Here is an 18,493-nt window from a genome sequence, read left to right on the forward strand (position 1 = left end):
GCCCGGTCCGCCGGTACGGGGAAGCCCGGACGCGGCCCGGACGCGGCCCGGACGCGGATCGGCCCGCCGGTCCGGGAGAGGGCCGGACGCACGCCGGGCACGGCTGGGCCGCGGTCCGGCGATCGCCCGTCCGGCCGCCGGGGCGCGGTAACGTCGGCAGGGTGGTGGCGTTGACCTGGGCATCGTGGCGGCCCGCGATGGAGCTGGCGCTCTACGGGGAGGACGGCTTCTACCGGCGCGGCGAGCGCCCGGCCGAGCACTTCCGCACCTCGGTGAGCGCGTCGTCCCGGTTCACCTCGGCGCTGGCCCGGCTGCTCGGCGAGGTGGACGAGGCGCTGGGCCGCCCCGACCGGCTGGACGTCGTGGACGTCGGAGCGGGCTGCGCCGGGATCCTGCGGCACCTGCTCGGGCACGCCGGTCCCGACCTCGCAGAGCGGCTGCGTCCGATCGCCGTGGAGGTCGCGCCCCGTCCGGACGGCCTGCCCGACGCGATCGAGTGGCGCTCCACCCTGCCGGAGTCCGTCACCGGCCTGGTCATCGCGAACGAATGGCTCGACAACGTCCCGCTCGACGTCGTGGAGCAGACCGACCGTGGCCCCCGCCTCGTCGAGGTCTGCCGCACGTCCGGAACCGAACGCCTGGGACCGCCGCCCACCCCCGAGGATCTGGACTGGGCCGCCGACTGGTGGCCTCTCACCGAACCCGGCGACCGCGCCGAGATCGGGCATCCGCGCTGCCGGGCCTGGGCGGCGGTCGTCGAACGCCTCGACGCGGGGCTGGCGGTCGCCATGGACTACGCGCACACGCGGACGTCCCGTCCGCCGTACGGCTCGCTCACCGGATACCGCGACGGGGCGACGGTCGCGCCCGTCCCGGACGGTTCGTGCGACATCACCGCGCACGTCGCCCTGGACGCCTGCGCCGCCGCCGGTGAACGCGCGGGCGCGAACGCGACCCTGCTGACGACCCAGCGGGACGCGCTGCGCGCCCTCGGCCTCACGGGCGCGCGTCCGCCACTGGACCTCGCCCACAGCGACCCGCGCGCCTATCTCGTCGGCCTCCGCACCGCGGGCGAGGAGGCCGAACTCCTGGACGCGTCGGGCCTCGGCGGCTTCGGCTGGCTGGCCCAGTCCGTCGGCATGCCGCTGCCACCGTCCCTGGCCGGCCTCCGCCCCTGACCGTCCGGCCCGGACCAAGCCGGGTAAGGCTCAGGCCCGGCGCCGGAGGATCGAGCGGTTCAGACCTCGACCTTGAGGGACTCCAGCCCGCGCAGGATGTAGCCCGGCTTCCAGCGCGGCTCCTCGACCAGCCGGAGGTCCGGGGCCGCGCGCAGAATCGCGCCCAGCGACTCGGCCATCTCGATGCGCGCGAGCGGCGCGCCCAGGCAGTAGTGGATACCGAGGCCGAAGCTGATGTGCGGGTTCGGGTCGCGCGCCAGGTCCAGCCGGTCCGGGTCGTCGAAGACCTCGGGGTCGCGGTTGGCCGACGCGAACTGGAGCGCGATCTCCTGGCCGCGCGGGATGGCCACGCCGCCGACCTCGACGTCCTCCAGCACCCAGCGCTCGAACATCGGCGCGGGGCCGTCGTAGCGCATCAGCTCCTCGACCGCCGTCGGGACGAGCCCGTGGTCGGCGCGCAGCCGCGCCAGCTCGCCGGGGTTGCGGAACAGCGTCCACCAGCCGTTGCCGGTCGCGTTCACGGTCGCCTCGTGGCCCGCGTTCAGCAGCAGGACGCAGGTGCCGATCAGCTCGTCCTCGGTGAGCCGGTCGCCCTCGTCGGCGACCCGGGCCAGCGCCGAGATCAGGTCGTCGCGCGGTTCGGCGGCGCGCGCCCGCGCCAGCCCGCGCAGGTAGTCGGAGAACTCGTTCGCCGCCCGGACGGCCCGCCGCTGCACCTCGTCCGGCGGGTTCAGCTCGTACATCCCGCAGATGTCGGCCGACCAGGGGCGCAGCAGCCCGCGGTCCTCCGCCGGGACGCCCAGCATCTCGGCGATCACGGTCACCGGCAGCGGCTCGGCCAGCTCGGCGAGGAGGTCGCCGCCGCCGCGCGCGACCAGGCCCGCGGCCAGCTCCTCGGCGAGCCCGCGGACCATGGGCCGCAGCCCCTCGACCATCCGGGCCGTGAACGCCTTGGACACCAGGCGGCGCAGCCGGGTGTGCGTGGGCGGCTCGACGTCCAGCATCCCGGCGCGGACCAGGTCCCAGAACGGCTTCAGGAAGTCCGGCTCCGGCCGCTGCCCGAACTCCTCGTGCGTCCCGGCGTGCAGGTAGGACCGGCCGAGGCGGCGGTCGCGCAGCAGCGCGTCCACGTCGGCGTAGCGGCTGACCACCCACTGGCCGGTCGCCTCGTCGAAGAACACCGGCCGCTCCGCCCGCAGGCGCTCGAACACCGGGTACGGGTCCGCGACGAACGCGGCCGACCACGGGTCATAGGACATCTCGCTCACGCTGGAACAATATGTCCCTCATCGCCGTGACTGGGCTCGACCCCGCCGAGGTCAGACGGCCGGAGAGCGGCGGGTGGCCCAGTGGCTGGTGTCGCCGGACGCGGCCCGCGCGCTGCGGGCGCGCATCGCCGTGGACTCCACGATGGCGCGCGCCTCCCCCAGTTCGCGGTCGGCCGCCGCCACCTGGACGAGCCCGGGCGGCGCGTCCACATGGACGGTGCCGAGCTTCAGCAGCCGCTGCACCGGGTTCACCGTGAGCCGGACGCTCTGGGCGCGCGCGTGGGCGATCACGTCCGTCCGGCGGCACAGCCAGCCGTGCCTGGCCACGAACACGACGTCGTCGGTCCCGGCGCCGTCCGCGCGGTCCACGGTCATCCCCCGCGCGGACGCCGGGAGCAGCGGGACGGCGTCGACGTTCGTCCCGGGGAAGACGAGCGAGACGAGCTGCGCGGCGACCTGCCTCGGCGCGGCCGGGAGCAGCGTGGACGAGAGCGCCTGCCGTTCGCCGGCGTACCCGGCGACGGTGACGTCCAGCCGGGCCCAGCCCAGGCCGCGCCACACCGACGGCTCGACCACGCTGACCGCCTGGACGCGCCCCGGCGGGACGGTCTGCATCCGCGTCTCCAGCAGCCCGTACCGCAGCCGCACGCCGTCCGGGGACACCGCGACCGTGAAGTTCGCGTACATGACCATCGGCGCGACCACCGCGCGGATCAGGCCGAGCAGCGCCGGCAGGGCGACCGCCAGCATCGCCGCCTCCTGGAAGGCGATCAGGAACACCAGCGAGAAGACCAGCAGCAGGAACGTCGCGATCACCGGCAGCTTGAGCATCAGCCCGGCCAGCAGCGTCCCGAACGGCACCCGGTAGACGGGGCGCTCGGGCGCCTCCGGCGTGTGGCCGGGCAGCCCGGCGGCGCGCGCGAGCAGTTCGGCGCGCAGGTCCTGCGCGGCGCGGCGGCCGAGGTAGCGGAACGCGATCTCGCTCTGCCCGCCGCCGGCCAGCTCGACCCGGACCTCGGCGAGCGAGAACACCCGCGTCACCAGCGGCCGGACGACGTCGATCGCCTGGATCCGGGACAGCGGGATGCGCCGGACGGCCCGCCGCAGCAGCCCGTTCTGCACGACCAGGTCGTCCCCCTCGACCCAGAACCGCAGCCCGAGCCATCCCCAGAGCCCGGCCGCGACGGCGACCACGCCCACGATGAGCGACACGACCAGGAACCGGAGCAGGACGGCCGGGCTGAGCGAGATCGACGCCCCGCCCCGCGTCCGCGTGAACAGCAGCGGGAACCCGAGCAGCACGAAGTAGACGATCATGATGGCGGCGGCGCGCAGCGGCGCGGTCGCCCAGTGCAGCCGGTGCGTCCCCACCGAGAACCGGACGGGCGGCGGGGGCGGCGGGGGCCGGTAGCCGTAGGGCGGCATCGCGTAGGGCGGCCCTCCGGGATACGCCTGCGGCGCTCCGTACGGCGGACGCGGCGCATAACCGGGACGCGGCGGATACCCGGCGGCCGGATACACCGGCGGCATCCCCGGCGGGCCGTACATCACCGGCCCGGCCGGAGGCTGCATTCCGGGCGGAGGCATGAACGTGGGCCGCGGCCTACCGTCCGGAGACGCGAACCCAGGATTCACCGGCGGCTGAGAACCAGGCGGTTGAGAACCAGGCGGCTGCGCACCGCCCGCCGCGAACCCATAAGGATGAGCCCCCGGCCCCTGAGGAGGCCGATAACCCGCGCCCTGCGGCTGCGGGTACTGCGCGCCCACGTCCTGTGCGCCGGACCCTTCGGACGGAGAGTCGGGCGGAGCGAACCCCTGAGGGACGGCGTCGTGCGGGGCCGCGCTCGGGGAGGCGTCGCCCGGGGACGCGTCGTGCGAGTCGCCGTTGGACGGCGGGTCCTGCGGCGCGGTCACAGGCCCATGCTCCGCTCCTCGCCCTTGCGGGCGAGCCGGTCGCGGAGCAGCGCGGCCTCGGCGGCCGGAAGGCCGGGGATCGCGGCGTCGGTCGCGGCGGCGGCCGTGTGCAGCCGGACGGTCGCGATGCCCATCCAGCGCTCCAGCAGCCCCACCGTGACGTCCACGAACTGCATCCGCCCGTACGGGACGACGATCAGTCGGCGGACGAACACCCCGCTCGTCACGATCAGGTCGTCACCGCGCTCGGCGTACCCGTGCGACCGGTACGCCAGTTCGACCACGACCCAGTACCCGACGAGGACGACCAGCACCGCCGCGACCCACAGCAGGGCCGCGACCGTCCCGCCACCGCGCCAGAGCAGGAACGCCCCCACCGCGCCGACCGGGATCGCGCGCAGCAGCGCGGCGAGACGCCGGTGCCACGGGTAGCGCGGGGAGATCCGGGACCACGCGAGCCCTCCGCCGGGCTCGAAGGCGTCCGCCGCCGGATACCCGGCCGCGCCCTCCTGCTGTTCCGCCACCGGGTACAACGCGGCACCTCCGGCACCATTCGAAGGCGTCCCGCCCTGGGGAGGCCGTCCGGCGTACGCGCCCTCCCCGGCCCGTCCGTACGGCGCGGACGGCCCGGGCGGGGCGCCCTGGTCCTGCCGCGCGGACGGCGCCGGCGGGCCGCCCTGCGAACCGGGCGGCACACCTTGCACATTCTGCGCGGGCAACACATTCTGCCCGTTCTCCGCACCTGCCGCGTCCTGGACGAGCGGGTCGGGACCGGGCGGCGGAACGTCCGATGCGTCGGCCCGTTCGCCGGATGTCGGCCGTTCGTGGTGGCTTGGGTTCATTGCTCCCTAGTCAACCGGAAACAACGGCCCCGCCGCGAGCCCTCCCCTCGAAGCCCGCGCATGAGCGAAGCACCCCCGCGCCTTACGCCGCCACCGCATGAGGACGAGATCGGCCTCCGCGTGAGGGAGGCGGGCGTGGCACGATGAGGACCGTGACCACGCAGAGGACCGTCGGGATCGGCGCGGGCGCCAAGGAGCTGGCCACCGAGGACATGGTCCTCAACATCGGCCCGCAGCATCCGTCCACCCACGGGGTGCTGCGCCTGCGGCTCACCCTGGACGGCGAGCGCATCGTCGCCGCCGAGCCGGTCGTCGGCTACATGCACCGCGGCGCCGAGAAGCTGTTCGAGGTCCGCGACTTCCGGCAGATCATCGTGCTGGCGAACCGGCACGACTGGCTGTCGGCGTTCTCGTCCGAGCTCGGCGTCGTCCTCGCCGTGGAGCGGATGCTCGGCATGGAGGTTCCGCAGCGCGCGGTCTGGGCGCGGACGCTGCTCGCCGAGCTGAACCGCGTCCTCAACCACCTGATGTTCCTCGGCTCGTACCCCCTCGAGGTGGGCGCGATCACGCCGATCTTCTACGCGTTCCGCGAGCGCGAGACGCTGCAGCGCGTGATGGAGGAGGTCTCCGGCGGGCGCATCCACTACATGTTCAACCGCGTCGGCGGCCTCAAGGAGGAACTGCCCGCGGGCTGGACGAACCGGGCGCGCCGGGCCGTGGCGGACGTCCGGTCGCGGATGCCCGAGATCGACGACCTCATCATGGGCAACGAGATCTTCCGCGCCCGCACCCGCGGCGTCGGGACGATCGACCGCGAGCAGATCCTGCAGTACGGCGTGTCCGGCCCGATCGCGCGCGCCGCCGGCGTCGACTTCGACCTGCGGCGGGACGAGCCGTACCTCGCCTACGGCGAGCTGCCCGTCCGCGTCGTCACCCGGACCGAGGGCGACTGCCTGGCCCGGTTCGAGTGCCTCCTCGACCAGGTGCACGCCTCGCTCGACCTCGCCGACGCCTGTCTCGACCGGCTCGCCGACCTCCCGCCCGGCCCGATCAACCAGCGCCTGCCGAAGGTGCTGAAGGTCCCCGAGGGCCACACCTACGCCTGGACGGAGAACCCGCTCGGCCTCAACGGCTACTTCCTGGTGTCCCGCGGTGAGAAGACCCCGTGGCGGCTGAAGCTGCGTTCCGCGTCGTTCAACAACATCCAGGTGCTGGCCGAACTGCTGCCGGGCTGCCTGGTGGCCGACATGATCGCCATCCTGGGCTCCATGTTCTTCGTCGTCGGCGACATCGACAAGTAGCCCGGAATTACCGGCCCGCCCCCCGAGACGGGGAAGAACGAAAGGACGAGTCGGGCACAGGACGAGTCGGGCACAGGGCGGATCGGGCAGGGGGTTGTCCGGCACGGGCGGGTCAGGAGCGGGCGGGTCAGGCGCGGGAAACCCCGTGGTCGCGGTGGTCGTCGTCCGGGTCCTTGGGGACGCGGCAGGCGTACTCGAGGAAGAAGGCCGCGCCGACCAGGACGAGGGCGGCGAGGAACGTCGAGCCGCTGACGAAGAAGTCCTGGCGGGGGGTGGACTTGTCGAGGTTGTCGCCGAGGCTGAGCGCGAAGCCGCCGAAGATCCCGGCGAGGACGGCGGCGGCGTGCGCGCTGGCCTTGCCGAGCGCCGCCATCCGGGCCGCGACGATCGGCTCGACCGGCTTCAGGTCGCTCCCCGGCTTGCGGCGGATGCGGCGCAGCAGGTTGAACCCGGTGAACGCCTCGCCGAGGGCGAGCAGCAGCAGCGTCGGCACGGCCGTCCACGGCAGCACCGGCAGCGACAGGTAGGCGGCGCGCAGCACCACCCAGGTGATCGCCGCGGGGACGACCACGAGGATGGCGAGCACGGCGGGACGGGACGGTCTCATGCAGGTGGCTGGAGGGTCAGGTCGTCGCGGCGGCGCACGGCGTCCGGGCCTCCCTCGCGCACCGCGGCGGCGGCGAGGTCGCCCACCCGTCCGTGGTCGCCGAGCAGCACGTCCGGCTCGATGTCGGCCCACGGCACCAGCACGAACGCCCGCTGGTGGGCGCGCGGGTGCGGCAGGGTCAGGTCGGGCTCGTCCAGCACGACGTCGCCGAAGATCACGATGTCGATGTCCAGGGTGCGCGGCCCCCACCGGACCTCGCGGACGCGGCGCATCGAGTTCTCGATGTTGAGCACGCGCTCCAGCAGGTTCTCCGGAGGCAGCCGGGTGTCGGCGACCAGCACGATGTTCAGGTAGTCGCCCTGCTCGGGAAGCTCCTCGCCGGGCGGCGCGAACGGCGCGGTCTCGTAGACCGGCGACATGGCCACGTAGTCGAGGCCGGGCGCGTCGAACAGCGCGTCGACGGCCTCCTGGAGGTTGTCCAGCCGGTCGCCGAGGTTGCTCCCCAGCGACAGCACGACGCGGTGCGACACGAGCATGTGGCCGCCCGTGGCGGTCCGGTCGGGCATCTGGTCCGGCTGGTGGGCGGACGCTTTGTGGTCGGACGCTGTCATGGGCGACTCCTCCTGATCCTCACGGCGACGTCCTCGAACGGGTGCGGCACCGGAGCGGCGGGCTTGTGCACGGTGACGTCGGCCTCGGCGACGTTCGGGTCTTCCAGACAGATCTTCGCGAGCCGGTCGGCGAGCGTTTCGATCAGGTTGACGGGTTCGCCCTCCACCACGGCGACCAACCTGCTCGCGAGCGATCCGTAGTCGACGGTACGCGAAAGATCATCACCCTCGGCGGCCGGGCGGGTGTCCAGCCCGAGCGAGACGTCCACCACGAACTCCTGGCCCAGCTCACGCTCGGCGGGCAGGCATCCGTGCCGGCCGCGGGCCCGCAGCCCGCGCAGTTCGATCCGGTCCAGGCTCATTCTTCCTCTGTGGTGCTCAGGATGGGTGAACCGTGGTGGAGCAGCAGCCGCCAGCGCGCGCCGTCGCGGACGAACACCTTGCTGGCGACGATGCTCCCACCGGCGAGGAAGCCCGTCTCGGTGTCCTCGTCGGCGGTGAGGACGTTCTCCTTGCACGTCACCACGGCATGGTCGCCGTAAACGTCGATCTCCACGTCCGTCAGGACGAACTGGATGTAGGAGGTGTTGGCCATGATCAGCGCCCAGGACCGCAGCACCTCGTCCCGGCCGCGCAGCATCGGCCAGCCCGGGTGCACGCACACCAGCGACCCGGCGTGCTCCCCGTCGGCCCACACCGCGGACATCTTGTCGAGGTCGCCGACCTCGAACGCCGTGTAGAACTCGGCGTTGGCCTCCTCGACCGCCTTCACGGCCCGCGCGTCGCCGGTCACGAGGCCCACGCGCCGGTCGTGTGGGCCGCGATCGCGGCGGCCATGCGGACGGCGTCGGCGTTAGGGCGGACGCGGTGCACGCGGATGCACCACGCGCCGGCCGCCGCCGCCAGGGCGGTGATCGCCACCGTGGCGTCGTCGCGCTCGCGGACCGGGCGGGGGGTGCCGTCGGGGGCGGCGAGCGCGCGGCCCACGAAGCGTTTGCGGGACGCCCCGAACAGCACGGGGAACCCCAGGTCGACCAGCGCGTCCATGTGCGCCAGCAGCGCCCAGTCGTGCTCGGCGTTCTTGGCGAACCCCAGCCCCGGATCGAGGACGATCATGGACGGGTCGACGCCCTCGGCGAGCACCGCGTCCACCCGGCGCAGCAGCTCCTCGCGGACCTCGGCCACCACGTCGCCGTAGACGGCCCGCTCGTTCATGTCGGTGCTGTGGCCGCGCCAGTGCATCACCACATAGGGGACGCGCGCCTGGGCGACGAGCCGGGTCATCGCCGGGTCGGCGAGACCGCCGCTCACGTCGTTGACCAGCTTCGCCCCGGCCTCGACCGCGGCCTCGGCGACCTCGGCGCGCATGGTGTCGACGCTGACCGGGACGCCCGCCTCCGCCAGCGCCGTGATCACCGGGACGACGCGGCGCAGCTCCTCGGCGCGGGAGACGCGCTGCGCCCCCGGCCGAGTGGACTCGCCGCCCACGTCCACCACGTCGGCGCCCTCGGCGACCAGGTCGAGCCCGTGCCGGACCGCCTTGTCGGCGTCGAACCAGTCACCGCCGTCGGAGAAGGAGTCGGGCGTGACGTTGACCACGCCCATGACGAGGCATCGCCCTGGCTCGGGCAGCCCCGGAACGACGGAACTGGTCATGTCCACAACCCTATGCCCTCCTCCGGACACTCCCCGCCGCACGCCCCGCCCTGTGGACAACGCGAAAGCGCCCGGTCTCCCTCGGGAGACCGGGCGCTCGACGCCTTGATCCACTCCAACCCGTCCGCCCGCTGGAACCCGCCCCGAGTCCGGAACGCCCAGCCCGGCCGGCGGACGCCCGCCGACGATCAGGAAGGGCGGCCGAGAATGAGGCTCATCGCCTCGGCGCGGGTCTGGGCGTACTCGCGGAAGTCGCCCCGCACGGCCGACGTGACCGTCTTGGCGCCGGGCTTGCGGACACCGCGCATGGTCATGCACAGGTGCTCGGCCTCGATCACCACGATCACCCCGCGCGGCTCCAGGATCTCCATGATCGCGTCCGCGACCTGGCTGGTCAGCCGCTCCTGCACCTGCGGGCGCCGGGCGTACACGTCCACCAGCCGCGCGAGCTTCGACAGCCCGGTGATCTGGCCGGACTTGTTCGGCGTGTACCCCACGTGCGCCAGGCCGTGGAACGGCACCAGGTGGTGCTCGCACGTCGAGTAGACCTCGATGTCCTTGACCAGGACCATCTCGTCGTGGTCGGCCTCGAAGATCCGGTTCAGCGCGTCCTCTGGCTTCTGCCGCAGACCCGCGAACTGCTCGGCGTACGCCCGCGCCACCCGGGCGGGGGTGTCGCGGAGGCCGTCGCGGTCGGGGTCCTCCCCGATCGCGAACAGGATCTCCCGGACGGCCCGCTCGATTCGGGCGTTGTCGAAGTCGGTCGCGCGGTCGGCCAGACCCTCCTCCAGCGGCGACAGGGCGTCGGCGGCGGCGGAGGGTCCGGCCGGGAACTGCTCGTCGGACAAGTGGATCAGCTCTCGCCCTGGTTCGGGTCGGACGGCTGCGCGACGTTGTCGGACGCCCCGCCCTGCCCGTTGTTCTGCACCAGGTCGGACGGCACGTCCTGCGGGCCCATGAGCGCGAGCTCCTTGGGGGTCAGCACGGGCGGGCGGTCCGACGGGAGCCGCTTGCCGTAGCCGGTGTAGGAGTTCTGGTGCGGACGCTTCTGGATCGGGGCGAAGATGCGCAGCACCTCCTCCTTGGAGAGGGTCTCCTTCTCCATGAGGTTGACGACCAGGTCGTCCAGGACGTCCCGGTACTCGACCAGGATCTCCCAGGCGGTGTCGTGCGCGGTCTCGATGTACCGGCGCACCTCGTCGTCGATCGCGGACGCGATGTCCTCGGAGTAGTCGCGCTCGTGGCCCACGTCGCGGCCGAGGAAGACCTCGCCCTGGCCGGTGCCGAACTTGCGGGCGCCGAGGCGCTCGCTCATGCCGTACTCGGTCACCATGTTGCGCGCGATCGAGGTGGCCTTCTCGATGTCGTTGGCCGCGCCGGTGGTCGGCTCGTGGAACACCAGCTCCTCGGCCGTCCGGCCGCCCAGCAGCATCGCCAGCTGGTCGGTCATCTCCGACCGGGTGCTGAGGAACTTGTCCTCCATCGGGAGGGTCATCGTGTAGCCGAGGGCCCGGCCGCGCGGCAGGATCGTCACCTTGTGCACGGGGTCGGCGTTCGGCAGCGCGTGCGCCACGAGCGCGTGACCGCCCTCGTGGTAGGCGATGACCTTCTTCTCCTTCTCCGACATGACCCGGGTCTTGCGCTCCGGCCCGGCCATCACGCGGTCGATCGACTCCTCGAGGGTCTCCATGTCGATCAGCTTGCGGTCGAAGCGCGCGGTGAGCAGCGCCGCCTCGTTGATGACGTTGGCCAGGTCGGCGCCCGTGAAGCCGGGGGTGCGGCGGGCGATGACGTCGAGGTCGACGTCCGGGGCGAACGGCTTGCCGCGCCCGTGCACCCGCAGGATGCCCTTGCGGCCCTCCAGGTCCGGACGGTCGACGGTGACCTGCCGGTCGAACCGGCCCGGGCGCAGCAGCGCCGGGTCGAGGATGTCCGGCCGGTTGGTGGCGGCGATCAGGATGACGCCGCCCTTGACGTCGAAGCCGTCCATCTCGACGAGGAGCTGGTTCAGCGTCTGCTCGCGCTCGTCGTGGCCGCCGCCGAGGCCCGCGCCGCGGTGCCGGCCGACGGCGTCGATCTCGTCGATGAAGATGATCGACGGGGCGTTGGCCTTCGCCTGCTCGAACAGGTCGCGCACCCGGGAGGCGCCGACGCCGACGAACATCTCGACGAAGTCCGAACCGGAGATCGAGTAGAACGGCACGCCGGCCTCGCCCGCGACGGCGCGCGCGAGCAGCGTCTTGCCGGTGCCGGGCGGGCCGAACAGCAGCACGCCCTTGGGGATCTTCGCCCCGATGGCCTGGAACTTGGCCGGGTTCTGCAGGAAGTCCTTGATCTCGGTGAGTTCCTCCAGGGCCTCATCGGCCCCGGCGACGTCCGCGAACGTGGTCTTCGGCGTGTCCTTGGTGATCAGCTTCGCCTTGGACTTGCCGAAGTTCATCACCCGGCTGCCGCCGCCCTGCATCTGGTTCATGATGAACAGGAAGATCAGCACGATGACCACGATGGGCAGCAGGCTGAACAACAGGTTCAGGATGAAGCTCTGCTTGGGGACGTCGACGGTGTAGCCGCCGGTCAGCGACCCGGAGTCGACCTGCTTCTGGAGCATGTTCTGCAGCTGCAGGCCCTGGCCGTCCACCCAGGAGGCCTGCTGCCGCTTGTCACCGTCCTTGAGGGTGACCTCGATCCGCTGGTCCTTGTCAATGATCTTGGCGGACTTCACCTGCCCCGCGTTGATCTCCTGGACCACCTTGGAGGTGTCGACCTTCTCGAACGAGCGGCCGGGGTTGACGCCCCACATGACCAGGGCGACCAAGAGGCAGAACAGCAGGATCCACAGCAGCGGCCCGCGAAAATAGCGCTTCACGTCCATTTATCCGGTAACCCCTCCGGGCCCCGTCCCTCCTGACATTGCGATCCTCGCCCGTCCCCGCGGGGACGGGCGCCCTCGCGAACCGGCTCCGAGCCGGGCAGGCCCTCGCCGGTAGCGAAACCCGCCGGTGCGGTCACCCTCACACTCCCACGCCCGAAGGCTCGGGACACTGACGGTACACCGCGGAACACAGGGGATGCAGCCAGCGCCGATCCCCTGATCCGTTCGATATACCCGTCAACAAAGTCTGCAACGTCCCACAGGGGCCCGTTGTTCCAGACCGCCGGCGGTACGGGTCCGCGCACGGTTCCGCCGGTTCACCTCCGGCCGTCCCCGCGCCGCCGGTCCCGCCGTCCGCCGCGCGCCCGCCGCGTCAGTCCGCGGTCCCGCCGTAGACGTGCGGGGCCAGCGTGCCGACGAACGGCAGGTTGCGGTACTTCTCCCCGTAGTCCAGGCCGTAGCCGACGACGAACTCGTTCGGGATGTCGAACCCGAGGTACCGGCAGTCGATCTCCGTGCGCACCGCCTCCGGCTTGCGCAGCAGCGCGCAGATCTCCAGCGACGCCGGCCCGCGCGACCGCAGGTTGCTGATCAGCCAGGACAGCGTCAGGCCGGAGTCGATGATGTCCTCGACGATCAGCACGTGCCGGTCGAGGATGTCGGTGTCGAGGTCCTTCAGGATCCGCACCACGCCGGACGACTTGGTGCCCGACCCGTAGGACGAGACCGCCATCCAGTCCATCGACGCGGGCGTGTGCAGCGCGCGCGCGAGGTCGGCCATGACCATCACCGCGCCCTTGAGCACGCCGACGAGCAGCAGGTCCCTCCCCGCGTAGTCGGCGTCGATCTGCGCGGCCAACTCCCTGACCTTGGCCTGGAGGACGTCCTCCGGGATCAGCACCTTGGAAAGGTCGGCGCCCAGGTCCTTCTCGTCCACTACCCCACCCTCATCGAGACGGTCACCGTGCGTGCGGCGACGCGCGGGCACGCACACGGCGCGGCGTCACTCCCGGCCGAACAGCAGCCTGCCACACCGCCGGTACGCCCGGATCCCCCCGGGGAGATCGACGTGCCGCTGCCCGCGCCAGCCCGTGACCAGCCGGTCCACGTCATCGACGTGGACGGCCGCGAGCGTACCCGCTGGACCGCCCGCCTCGATCGCCGCGGCCTTCAGGACCCGGGTCCGCACCGCCCGGGGAAGCCCCTCCAGGACCTTGATCGAGAGCCCGTCCTCGCCCTCCTCGCCGGTGGCACGGGCGCGGGCGCCGGCCTCGGCGGCGAGCGCGTCCAGCGCGTCGGCGTCGTCGCGCAACAGCCGGGCCGTGCGCGCCAGCGCCTCGGCCACACCGGGCCCGAGGGAGCCTTCGAGCGCGGGCAGCGCCTCGCGCCGGACCCGGACGCGCGCGTACGCCGGGTCCTCGTTGTGCGGATCGTCCCAGGGCTCCAGCCCGAGCGCCTCGCACGCACGGCGGGTGGTCGCGCGGTCCAGATCGAGCAGTGGCCGTTCGTAACGAACTTCACACAGCTCGTGATCGCCTTCCGGTGCGGCACCGCTCCGGCGGACGAACGACGGCGGCATCCCGGCCAGCGACCGGGCCCCGGACCCGCGCGCGAGCCCGAGCAGCACCGTTTCGGCCTGGTCATCGCGGGTGTGCCCGAGGAACACCGCGCCTGCCCGCAGCCGCCGCGCGGTGCGGTCGAGCGCGTCGTAGCGGGCGACCCGTGCCGCGTTCTCGGGCCCGCCCTCCGTGCCGACCACCACGGCGACCGACCCGGCGGGATCGAGGCCGAGCGACGCCATCGTCCGGACGACCCGCTCGGCGTGTTCGGCGGACCCGTCCTGCAGTCCGTGGTCGACCGTCACCCCGCCCGCCGGACGGCCGGACCGCGGCGCCTCGAACGCGAGCGCGGCGGCGAGCGCGAGCGAGTCGGCCCCGCCGCTGCACGCGACCAGTGTCATCGCACCAGGCGGCAGGCCGGCGAGTGCGCGCCGCACCGCCAGCCGCACCGCCGCCACCGCCGGATCAGGCCCCATGCGCCAACCAGTACCACGGCCCTCCGACGTTTCCGCGGCGAAGGCCCTTCAGCCTCCCCGCTGCGAGCCGCCGTCCCCCTCCGGGCAGGCCGGGTCACGCGGACCGCAGATCACGCGAACGGGCGAACGGGCAGACCGAGACTCAGGCCTCGTTGGCCTCGGGCGGGGTCGTGTCGATGGCGGGCGGGTCGAGGACGCGCCGCATCCAGAGCGCGGGCTCCTTGATCTCGGCGTGCGTGGGCAGCGTCTCGGGCGAGTCCCAGACGCGGTTGAAGTTGGCCATGCCGACCTCGGTCACGACCCGCCGGACGAAGCGGGAGCCCTCCGCGTACTGCTTCATCTTCAGCTCGATGCCGAGCAGCCGCCGGATCGTCCGGTCCAGCTTCGAGCCGCCCTCGCGCCGCCCCTGGAACCGGTCGCGGATCTGCCGGACGGACGGCACGACCTCGGGCCCGACCGCGTCCATCACATAGTCGCCGTGCCCCTCGACCAGCGTCATCACGGCCGTGAGGCGGTCGAGGATCTCGCGCTGCGCGGGCGTCTGGATGGCGTCGATGAGGTTGCCCTCGCCGCCGCGCACCGCGTCCGCGACCGCCTCGGCGGCGTCGCGCAGGCGGTCCAGCATCGCGCCGGGGTCGAGGTCGGAGGCGAGCAGGAACTCGGTCATCTGGTCCTGGACGTACGAGCGCAGCCACGGGACGCCGGTGAACTGGGCGCGGTGCGTCTCCTCGTGCAGGCAGACCCACAGGCGGAAGTCGCGCGCGTCCACGTCGAGCTCCTGCTCGACCGCGACGATGTTGGGCGCGACGAGGGTGAGCCGTCCGGCGGGCGCCTCGCCGGACGGGTCCGGCGGGAGGAACAGCTCGTACTGCCCGAGCACCCGTCCCGCCATGTAGGCCAGGATCGCGCCGACCTGCATTCCCGTGACGCGCGAGCCGACGGCCTGGACGACCACTCCCCCGGCGCCGCCGCCGAGCAGTCCGGGGCCGCGCTTCTCGGCCATGCGCTCCATCAGCGGCTCCAGGACGACCCGGAACCCGTCCACGTTCGCCCTGATCCATCCCGGGCGGTCGACGACCGTCGCGGGGGCGGGGTCGGCCTCGATCGGAAGTCCGGTGAAGTCGCGCACGTGCCCGTGGGCGACGCGGGACAGCTCCCGCAGCTGCGCCACCACCTCGCGGGCCTCGGCGGGCTCCACCTGGGGGCCGGGCCGGACCAGCCGGGTCCCGGTCTGCACCGCGACGTTCCAGTCAATCATTGAGGCGCTCATGTCCACCCACCGTACGTTCGCGATCCGGCGCCGGAGCGCCCTGCACGCCCGTTCAACGAACGGCCGTTCCGGTTATCTCCCCACCCGTTGACCGCATAAGCGCGCGGGCGCCGAGTGTGGACGGCCGCAGAGCAGGGGCCTCCGAAACGCCCCGCGCATCGGGCTTCTCGGCGCCCCGCACACCGGGCTCATGGACCCCAGGAGCGCCAGGCTCATGGCCCCGGACGCGCCAGGCTCATGGCCCCAGCCGCGGCAGGCTCATGGCGGCCCGCACACCGGGCTCGTGGCGGCCCCCGCGCCAGGGGATCAGCAGCCGCAGCCCGCGAGGACGGCGGCGAGCTGGTCGAGCTTGCCCGGGTCCACGGAGGTCTTGCCGTCCCCGGCCATGAACGCGAAGGCGAGCAGGCGTCCGTCGGCGTCGACGGCGAGCCCGGCGAGGGTGTTGACGCCCGACAGGGTGCCGGTCTTGGCCCGGATCATCCCCGCGCCGCCCAGGCTGCCCGGGGTGGTGTAGCGGGGCGGGCCGAGCGTCCCCGTGAACCCCGCGACCGGCATCCCGGTGATGGCCGCGCGCAGGTCGGGCCGCTGCGGGGACGCGGCGAGCGCCGCCATCCGGGCGAGCGCGAGGGGCGTGATCCGGTTCCGGGTGGACAGGCCGCTGCCGTCCGAGACGCTCACGCCGTCCGCGATGCCGAGGCCGGCCAGGGTCTCGCGGACGGCCTGCGCGCCACCGCCGAACGACGCCGGGAGTCCCTTCTTGATGGCGACCTGCCGTGCCATGGCCTCGGCCACGTCGTTGTCGCTCTCGGTCATGGCGTGTTCGATGAGGGCCGAAATCGGAGGCGACTGCACTGCTCCGAGGGGCTGGGCATCCGCGGGGGCCGTGGTGCGACGTCCCGCCTTGGCCAGGACCCCGAACCGCTTCAGGAGCCTCGCGAACGTCTGGGCGGCAGCGGCGGGCGGGTCCTGGACGCGCGGCTGCGCGTGGGCGCCGGGGCCTCCGATGCGTCCCTCGTCCACCGTCAGGGCGGTCAGCGGGGCGACCTCACCGTCCGGCAGGTAGTTGCGCTTCCAACCAGGAGCGGTGCGCGGCCCCTGGTAGGCGGACGCGTCGTAGTCGACCCGGACCTGCCGCACCCCCGCGCGCGTGAGGGCGCCCGAGGTCTGCTTCGCCAGGTCCACCAGCGACGCGTACGTCGGACGGCCCGTCCCCGGCCTCTGGGGCGCGGCCGTCAGCGTCGGGTCGCCGCCACCGACGAGGACCACGGCGCCGTCGCCCCCCCGGACCGCACGGGTGGTGATCCGGTGCTGCGGGCCGACCGCGGCGAGCGCGGCGACGGACGTGGCGAGCTTGGTCGTGGACGCCGGCGTGGCGGCCTGGTCGGCGCGCTGGGCGAACAGCGGCTGCCGCGTCGCCGCGTCGATCACCGCCGCGCTGATCCTCGGGCCGGGCTGGTTCAGCACCGCCGACAGCCGGGCGGCCAGCGCGGACGGGTCCGGAGCGCGCGCGGCGGCCGGGTCCGGCGCCGCCAGGCCCGCCGACGTGGGCACCGGATCGTGCGAGGCCACCGACGGGGGCTGCGGCAGAAGGCGCCTGGCCGGTGTGAGTTTCACCACTGCAAGGCCCGCGGCGATCGCGAAAACATTGAGCAGGGCCAGTGTGCCCACGGCGAGCGTCCGAGCACGTGCCACGACAGGGACGCCCCTCCCCAACTCAGCACTCACCAACGTGCGACATCCTTATAGTTGCGTCCTCGCCCGCGCGCGGGGACGCGCGCCACGATATAAGGGGCTGCGATCCTCGCCGCCCTCCCGCCAGGGGTCGGGCGCGCGGAACAGGGGAGACCCGGCCGTACGGCCTTCGCCGCCACGGCATGTACAGACTATGACCGCGACCACGCGGGAAGCGGAGGACATCTTGGAATTCGACGTCACCATCGAGATTCCGCGGGGCAGCCGGAACAAGTACGAGGTGGACCACGAGTCGGGCCGCATCCGGCTCGACCGCATGCTGTTCACCTCGACGCAGTACCCGGCCGACTACGGCTTCATCGAGGACACCCTCGGTGAGGACGGCGACCCGCTGGACGCCCTGGTCATCCTCCAGGAGCCGACCTTCCCCGGTTGCCTGATCAAGTGCCGCGCGGTCGGGATGTTCCGGATGACCGACGAGGCCGGCGGCGACGACAAGGTCCTCTGCGTCCCGTCGACCGACCCGCGCATGGAGCACCTGCGCGACATCCACCACGTGCCGGAGTTCGACCGCCTGGAGATCCAGCACTTCTTCGAGGTCTACAAGGACCTGGAGCCCGGCAAGTCCGTCGAGGGCGCGAACTGGGTCGGCCGCGTCGAGGCCGAGGTCGAGGTCGAGCGCTCCCGCAAGCGGTTCGCCGACCTGGGCGGTCACTGACCGCCGGGGACGGCCCCGCCGTCCCCGTCCCGCGTGGTCACGGCGTCATCCGGAGGGCCGGGTGGCGCCGATGAGGTCTCCGCGGTAGATGGACGAGATCCGCACGCTGGCCCCGGTGTAGGGGGCCTCCACCATCCGCCCCCGGCCGATGTAGATCCCGACGTGGTGGATCGTGTCCGGGTCGGAGGTGTTCCTCGCGAAGAAGACCAGGTCCCCCGGCCTGAGCCGCCCCACCGGCACGTGCGGGCCGGACGTCCACTGGGTGCCCGTCCAGTGGTCGAGCCGGACGCCCGCCTTGTTCCACGCGTACAGCGCGAGCCCCGAGCAGTCGAACCCGTGGATCCCGGACCCCTGCTCGATGCCGTAGCTGGGGCCGCTCGCGGTGCCCCCGCCCCACGAGTAGGGCGTCCCGAGCCATTTCAGGGCCGCGCGCGCCGCGACGGCCCCCATCCCGGACGCCGATCCGAGGCCCGCCCCGGAGGCCCCCTGCCGCGCCCGGCTCGCCTCGAGCGCCGCCTCGCGCCGGCGC

The 18,493-nt window shown here is 73.1% G+C and carries 18 protein-coding genes; 3 read left to right on the forward strand and 15 right to left on the reverse strand.

Annotated features, from left to right (window positions below; translation table 11 throughout):
* The first annotated feature begins 170 nt into the window (after window positions 1–170).
* Window positions 171–1,178: an SAM-dependent methyltransferase gene (locus tag DZF91_RS36595; RefSeq protein WP_328589269.1), complete on the forward strand. Its 1,008-nt coding sequence runs from the start codon at window positions 171–173 to the stop codon at window positions 1,176–1,178.
* 59 nt (window positions 1,179–1,237) lie between these two features.
* On the opposite strand, the gene DZF91_RS36600 is transcribed toward DZF91_RS36595, so the two are convergent.
* From DZF91_RS36600 to DZF91_RS42510, 3 genes are all read right to left on the reverse strand, one after another.
* Window positions 1,238–2,437 (reverse strand): cytochrome P450, encoded by a 1,200-nt coding sequence (locus DZF91_RS36600; RefSeq protein ID WP_117361620.1) that lies wholly within the window; start codon window positions 2,435–2,437, stop codon window positions 1,238–1,240.
* 60 nt (window positions 2,438–2,497) lie between these two features.
* The gene (locus DZF91_RS36605; RefSeq protein WP_235834826.1) at window positions 2,498–4,033 is read right to left on the reverse strand and encodes a PH domain-containing protein; all 1,536 of its coding nucleotides are present in this window, start codon (window positions 4,031–4,033) and stop codon (window positions 2,498–2,500) included.
* A 323-nt stretch (window positions 4,034–4,356) separates the two neighbouring features.
* On the reverse strand, window positions 4,357–4,884 hold the full coding sequence (locus DZF91_RS42510; protein WP_235834827.1) for a PH domain-containing protein: 528 nt from the start codon (window positions 4,882–4,884) through the stop codon (window positions 4,357–4,359).
* Between the two features lie 461 nt (window positions 4,885–5,345).
* On the opposite strand from DZF91_RS42510, the gene DZF91_RS36615 reads away from it, so the two are divergent.
* A complete protein-coding gene (locus DZF91_RS36615; protein WP_117361611.1) occupies window positions 5,346–6,503 on the forward strand; it encodes an NADH-quinone oxidoreductase subunit D in 1,158 nt (385 codons plus the stop codon).
* Window positions 6,504–6,630: 127 nt separating this feature from the next.
* On the opposite strand, the gene DZF91_RS36620 is transcribed toward DZF91_RS36615, so the two are convergent.
* From DZF91_RS36620 to dacB, 11 genes are all read right to left on the reverse strand, one after another.
* The gene (locus DZF91_RS36620; protein WP_235834828.1) at window positions 6,631–7,089 is read right to left on the reverse strand and encodes a DUF3180 domain-containing protein; all 459 of its coding nucleotides are present in this window, start codon (window positions 7,087–7,089) and stop codon (window positions 6,631–6,633) included.
* Between the two features lie 17 nt (window positions 7,090–7,106).
* On the reverse strand, window positions 7,107–7,721 hold the full coding sequence (gene folK / locus DZF91_RS36625) for a 2-amino-4-hydroxy-6-hydroxymethyldihydropteridine diphosphokinase (protein WP_117361613.1): 615 nt from the start codon (window positions 7,719–7,721) through the stop codon (window positions 7,107–7,109).
* Window positions 7,718–8,083 (reverse strand): dihydroneopterin aldolase, encoded by a 366-nt coding sequence (gene folB / locus DZF91_RS36630; protein WP_117361614.1) that lies wholly within the window; start codon window positions 8,081–8,083, stop codon window positions 7,718–7,720. Before folB ends, folK begins: the two co-directional genes overlap by 4 nt.
* Window positions 8,080–8,514, reverse strand: a complete 435-nt coding sequence (locus tag DZF91_RS36635) for a nuclear transport factor 2 family protein (protein ID WP_235834830.1) — start codon at window positions 8,512–8,514, stop codon at window positions 8,080–8,082. Before DZF91_RS36635 ends, folB begins: the two co-directional genes overlap by 4 nt.
* Complete coding sequence (gene folP, locus DZF91_RS36640) at window positions 8,511–9,377, reverse strand: dihydropteroate synthase (protein ID WP_117361622.1); 867 nt, start codon at window positions 9,375–9,377, stop codon at window positions 8,511–8,513. The genes DZF91_RS36635 and folP overlap by 4 nt, the downstream gene beginning before the upstream one ends.
* Window positions 9,378–9,565: 188 nt before the next feature.
* On the reverse strand, window positions 9,566–10,177 hold the full coding sequence (gene folE, locus DZF91_RS36645; protein ID WP_117361623.1) for a GTP cyclohydrolase I FolE: 612 nt from the start codon (window positions 10,175–10,177) through the stop codon (window positions 9,566–9,568).
* Between the two features lie 53 nt (window positions 10,178–10,230).
* On the reverse strand, window positions 10,231–12,249 hold the full coding sequence (gene ftsH, locus DZF91_RS36650; protein ID WP_117361615.1) for an ATP-dependent zinc metalloprotease FtsH: 2,019 nt from the start codon (window positions 12,247–12,249) through the stop codon (window positions 10,231–10,233).
* 373 nt (window positions 12,250–12,622) lie between these two features.
* Complete coding sequence (gene hpt, locus DZF91_RS36655; RefSeq protein ID WP_117361616.1) at window positions 12,623–13,186, reverse strand: hypoxanthine phosphoribosyltransferase; 564 nt, start codon at window positions 13,184–13,186, stop codon at window positions 12,623–12,625.
* A gap of 66 nt (window positions 13,187–13,252) precedes the next feature.
* On the reverse strand, window positions 13,253–14,284 hold the full coding sequence (gene tilS / locus DZF91_RS36660) for a tRNA lysidine(34) synthetase TilS (protein WP_117361617.1): 1,032 nt from the start codon (window positions 14,282–14,284) through the stop codon (window positions 13,253–13,255).
* Window positions 14,285–14,426: 142 nt separating this feature from the next.
* On the reverse strand, window positions 14,427–15,542 hold the full coding sequence (locus DZF91_RS36665; RefSeq protein ID WP_117361618.1) for a zinc-dependent metalloprotease: 1,116 nt from the start codon (window positions 15,540–15,542) through the stop codon (window positions 14,427–14,429).
* A 318-nt stretch (window positions 15,543–15,860) separates the two neighbouring features.
* Window positions 15,861–17,123: a D-alanyl-D-alanine carboxypeptidase/D-alanyl-D-alanine endopeptidase gene (gene dacB, locus DZF91_RS36670; protein ID WP_235834829.1), complete on the reverse strand. Its 1,263-nt coding sequence runs from the start codon at window positions 17,121–17,123 to the stop codon at window positions 15,861–15,863.
* A 349-nt stretch (window positions 17,124–17,472) separates the two neighbouring features.
* On the opposite strand from dacB, the gene DZF91_RS36675 reads away from it, so the two are divergent.
* Window positions 17,473–17,964, forward strand: a complete 492-nt coding sequence (locus DZF91_RS36675; protein WP_117361624.1) for an inorganic diphosphatase — start codon at window positions 17,473–17,475, stop codon at window positions 17,962–17,964.
* A gap of 45 nt (window positions 17,965–18,009) precedes the next feature.
* Here the strand turns inward: DZF91_RS36675 and DZF91_RS36680 are convergent.
* Window positions 18,010–18,493: NlpC/P60 family protein (locus DZF91_RS36680; protein WP_147341551.1), on the reverse strand; the 484-nt coding region annotated here is incomplete at its 5' end.

This window comes from Actinomadura logoneensis, assembly GCF_003428695.1.
GTDB classification, from domain to species: Bacteria; Actinomycetota; Actinomycetes; order Streptosporangiales; family Streptosporangiaceae; genus Spirillospora; species Spirillospora logoneensis.

Coding starts and splice junctions, on each gene's coding strand:
- DZF91_RS36600 (WP_117361620.1), bottom strand. CDS start 2,437: ATGTCCTATGACCCGTGGTCGGCCGCGTTCGTCGCGGACCCGTACCCG.
- DZF91_RS36605 (WP_235834826.1), bottom strand. CDS start 4,033: ATGCCTCCGCCCGGAATGCAGCCTCCGGCCGGGCCGGTGATGTACGGC.
- DZF91_RS36615 (WP_117361611.1), top strand. CDS start 5,346: ATGAGGACCGTGACCACGCAGAGGACCGTCGGGATCGGCGCGGGCGCC.
- folK (WP_117361613.1), bottom strand. CDS start 7,721: ATGACAGCGTCCGACCACAAAGCGTCCGCCCACCAGCCGGACCAGATG.
- folB (WP_117361614.1), bottom strand. CDS start 8,083: ATGAGCCTGGACCGGATCGAACTGCGCGGGCTGCGGGCCCGCGGCCGG.
- folP (WP_117361622.1), bottom strand. CDS start 9,377: ATGACCAGTTCCGTCGTTCCGGGGCTGCCCGAGCCAGGGCGATGCCTC.
- ftsH (WP_117361615.1), bottom strand. CDS start 12,249: ATGGACGTGAAGCGCTATTTTCGCGGGCCGCTGCTGTGGATCCTGCTG.
- tilS (WP_117361617.1), bottom strand. CDS start 14,284: ATGGGGCCTGATCCGGCGGTGGCGGCGGTGCGGCTGGCGGTGCGGCGC.
- DZF91_RS36665 (WP_117361618.1), bottom strand. CDS start 15,542: ATGATTGACTGGAACGTCGCGGTGCAGACCGGGACCCGGCTGGTCCGG.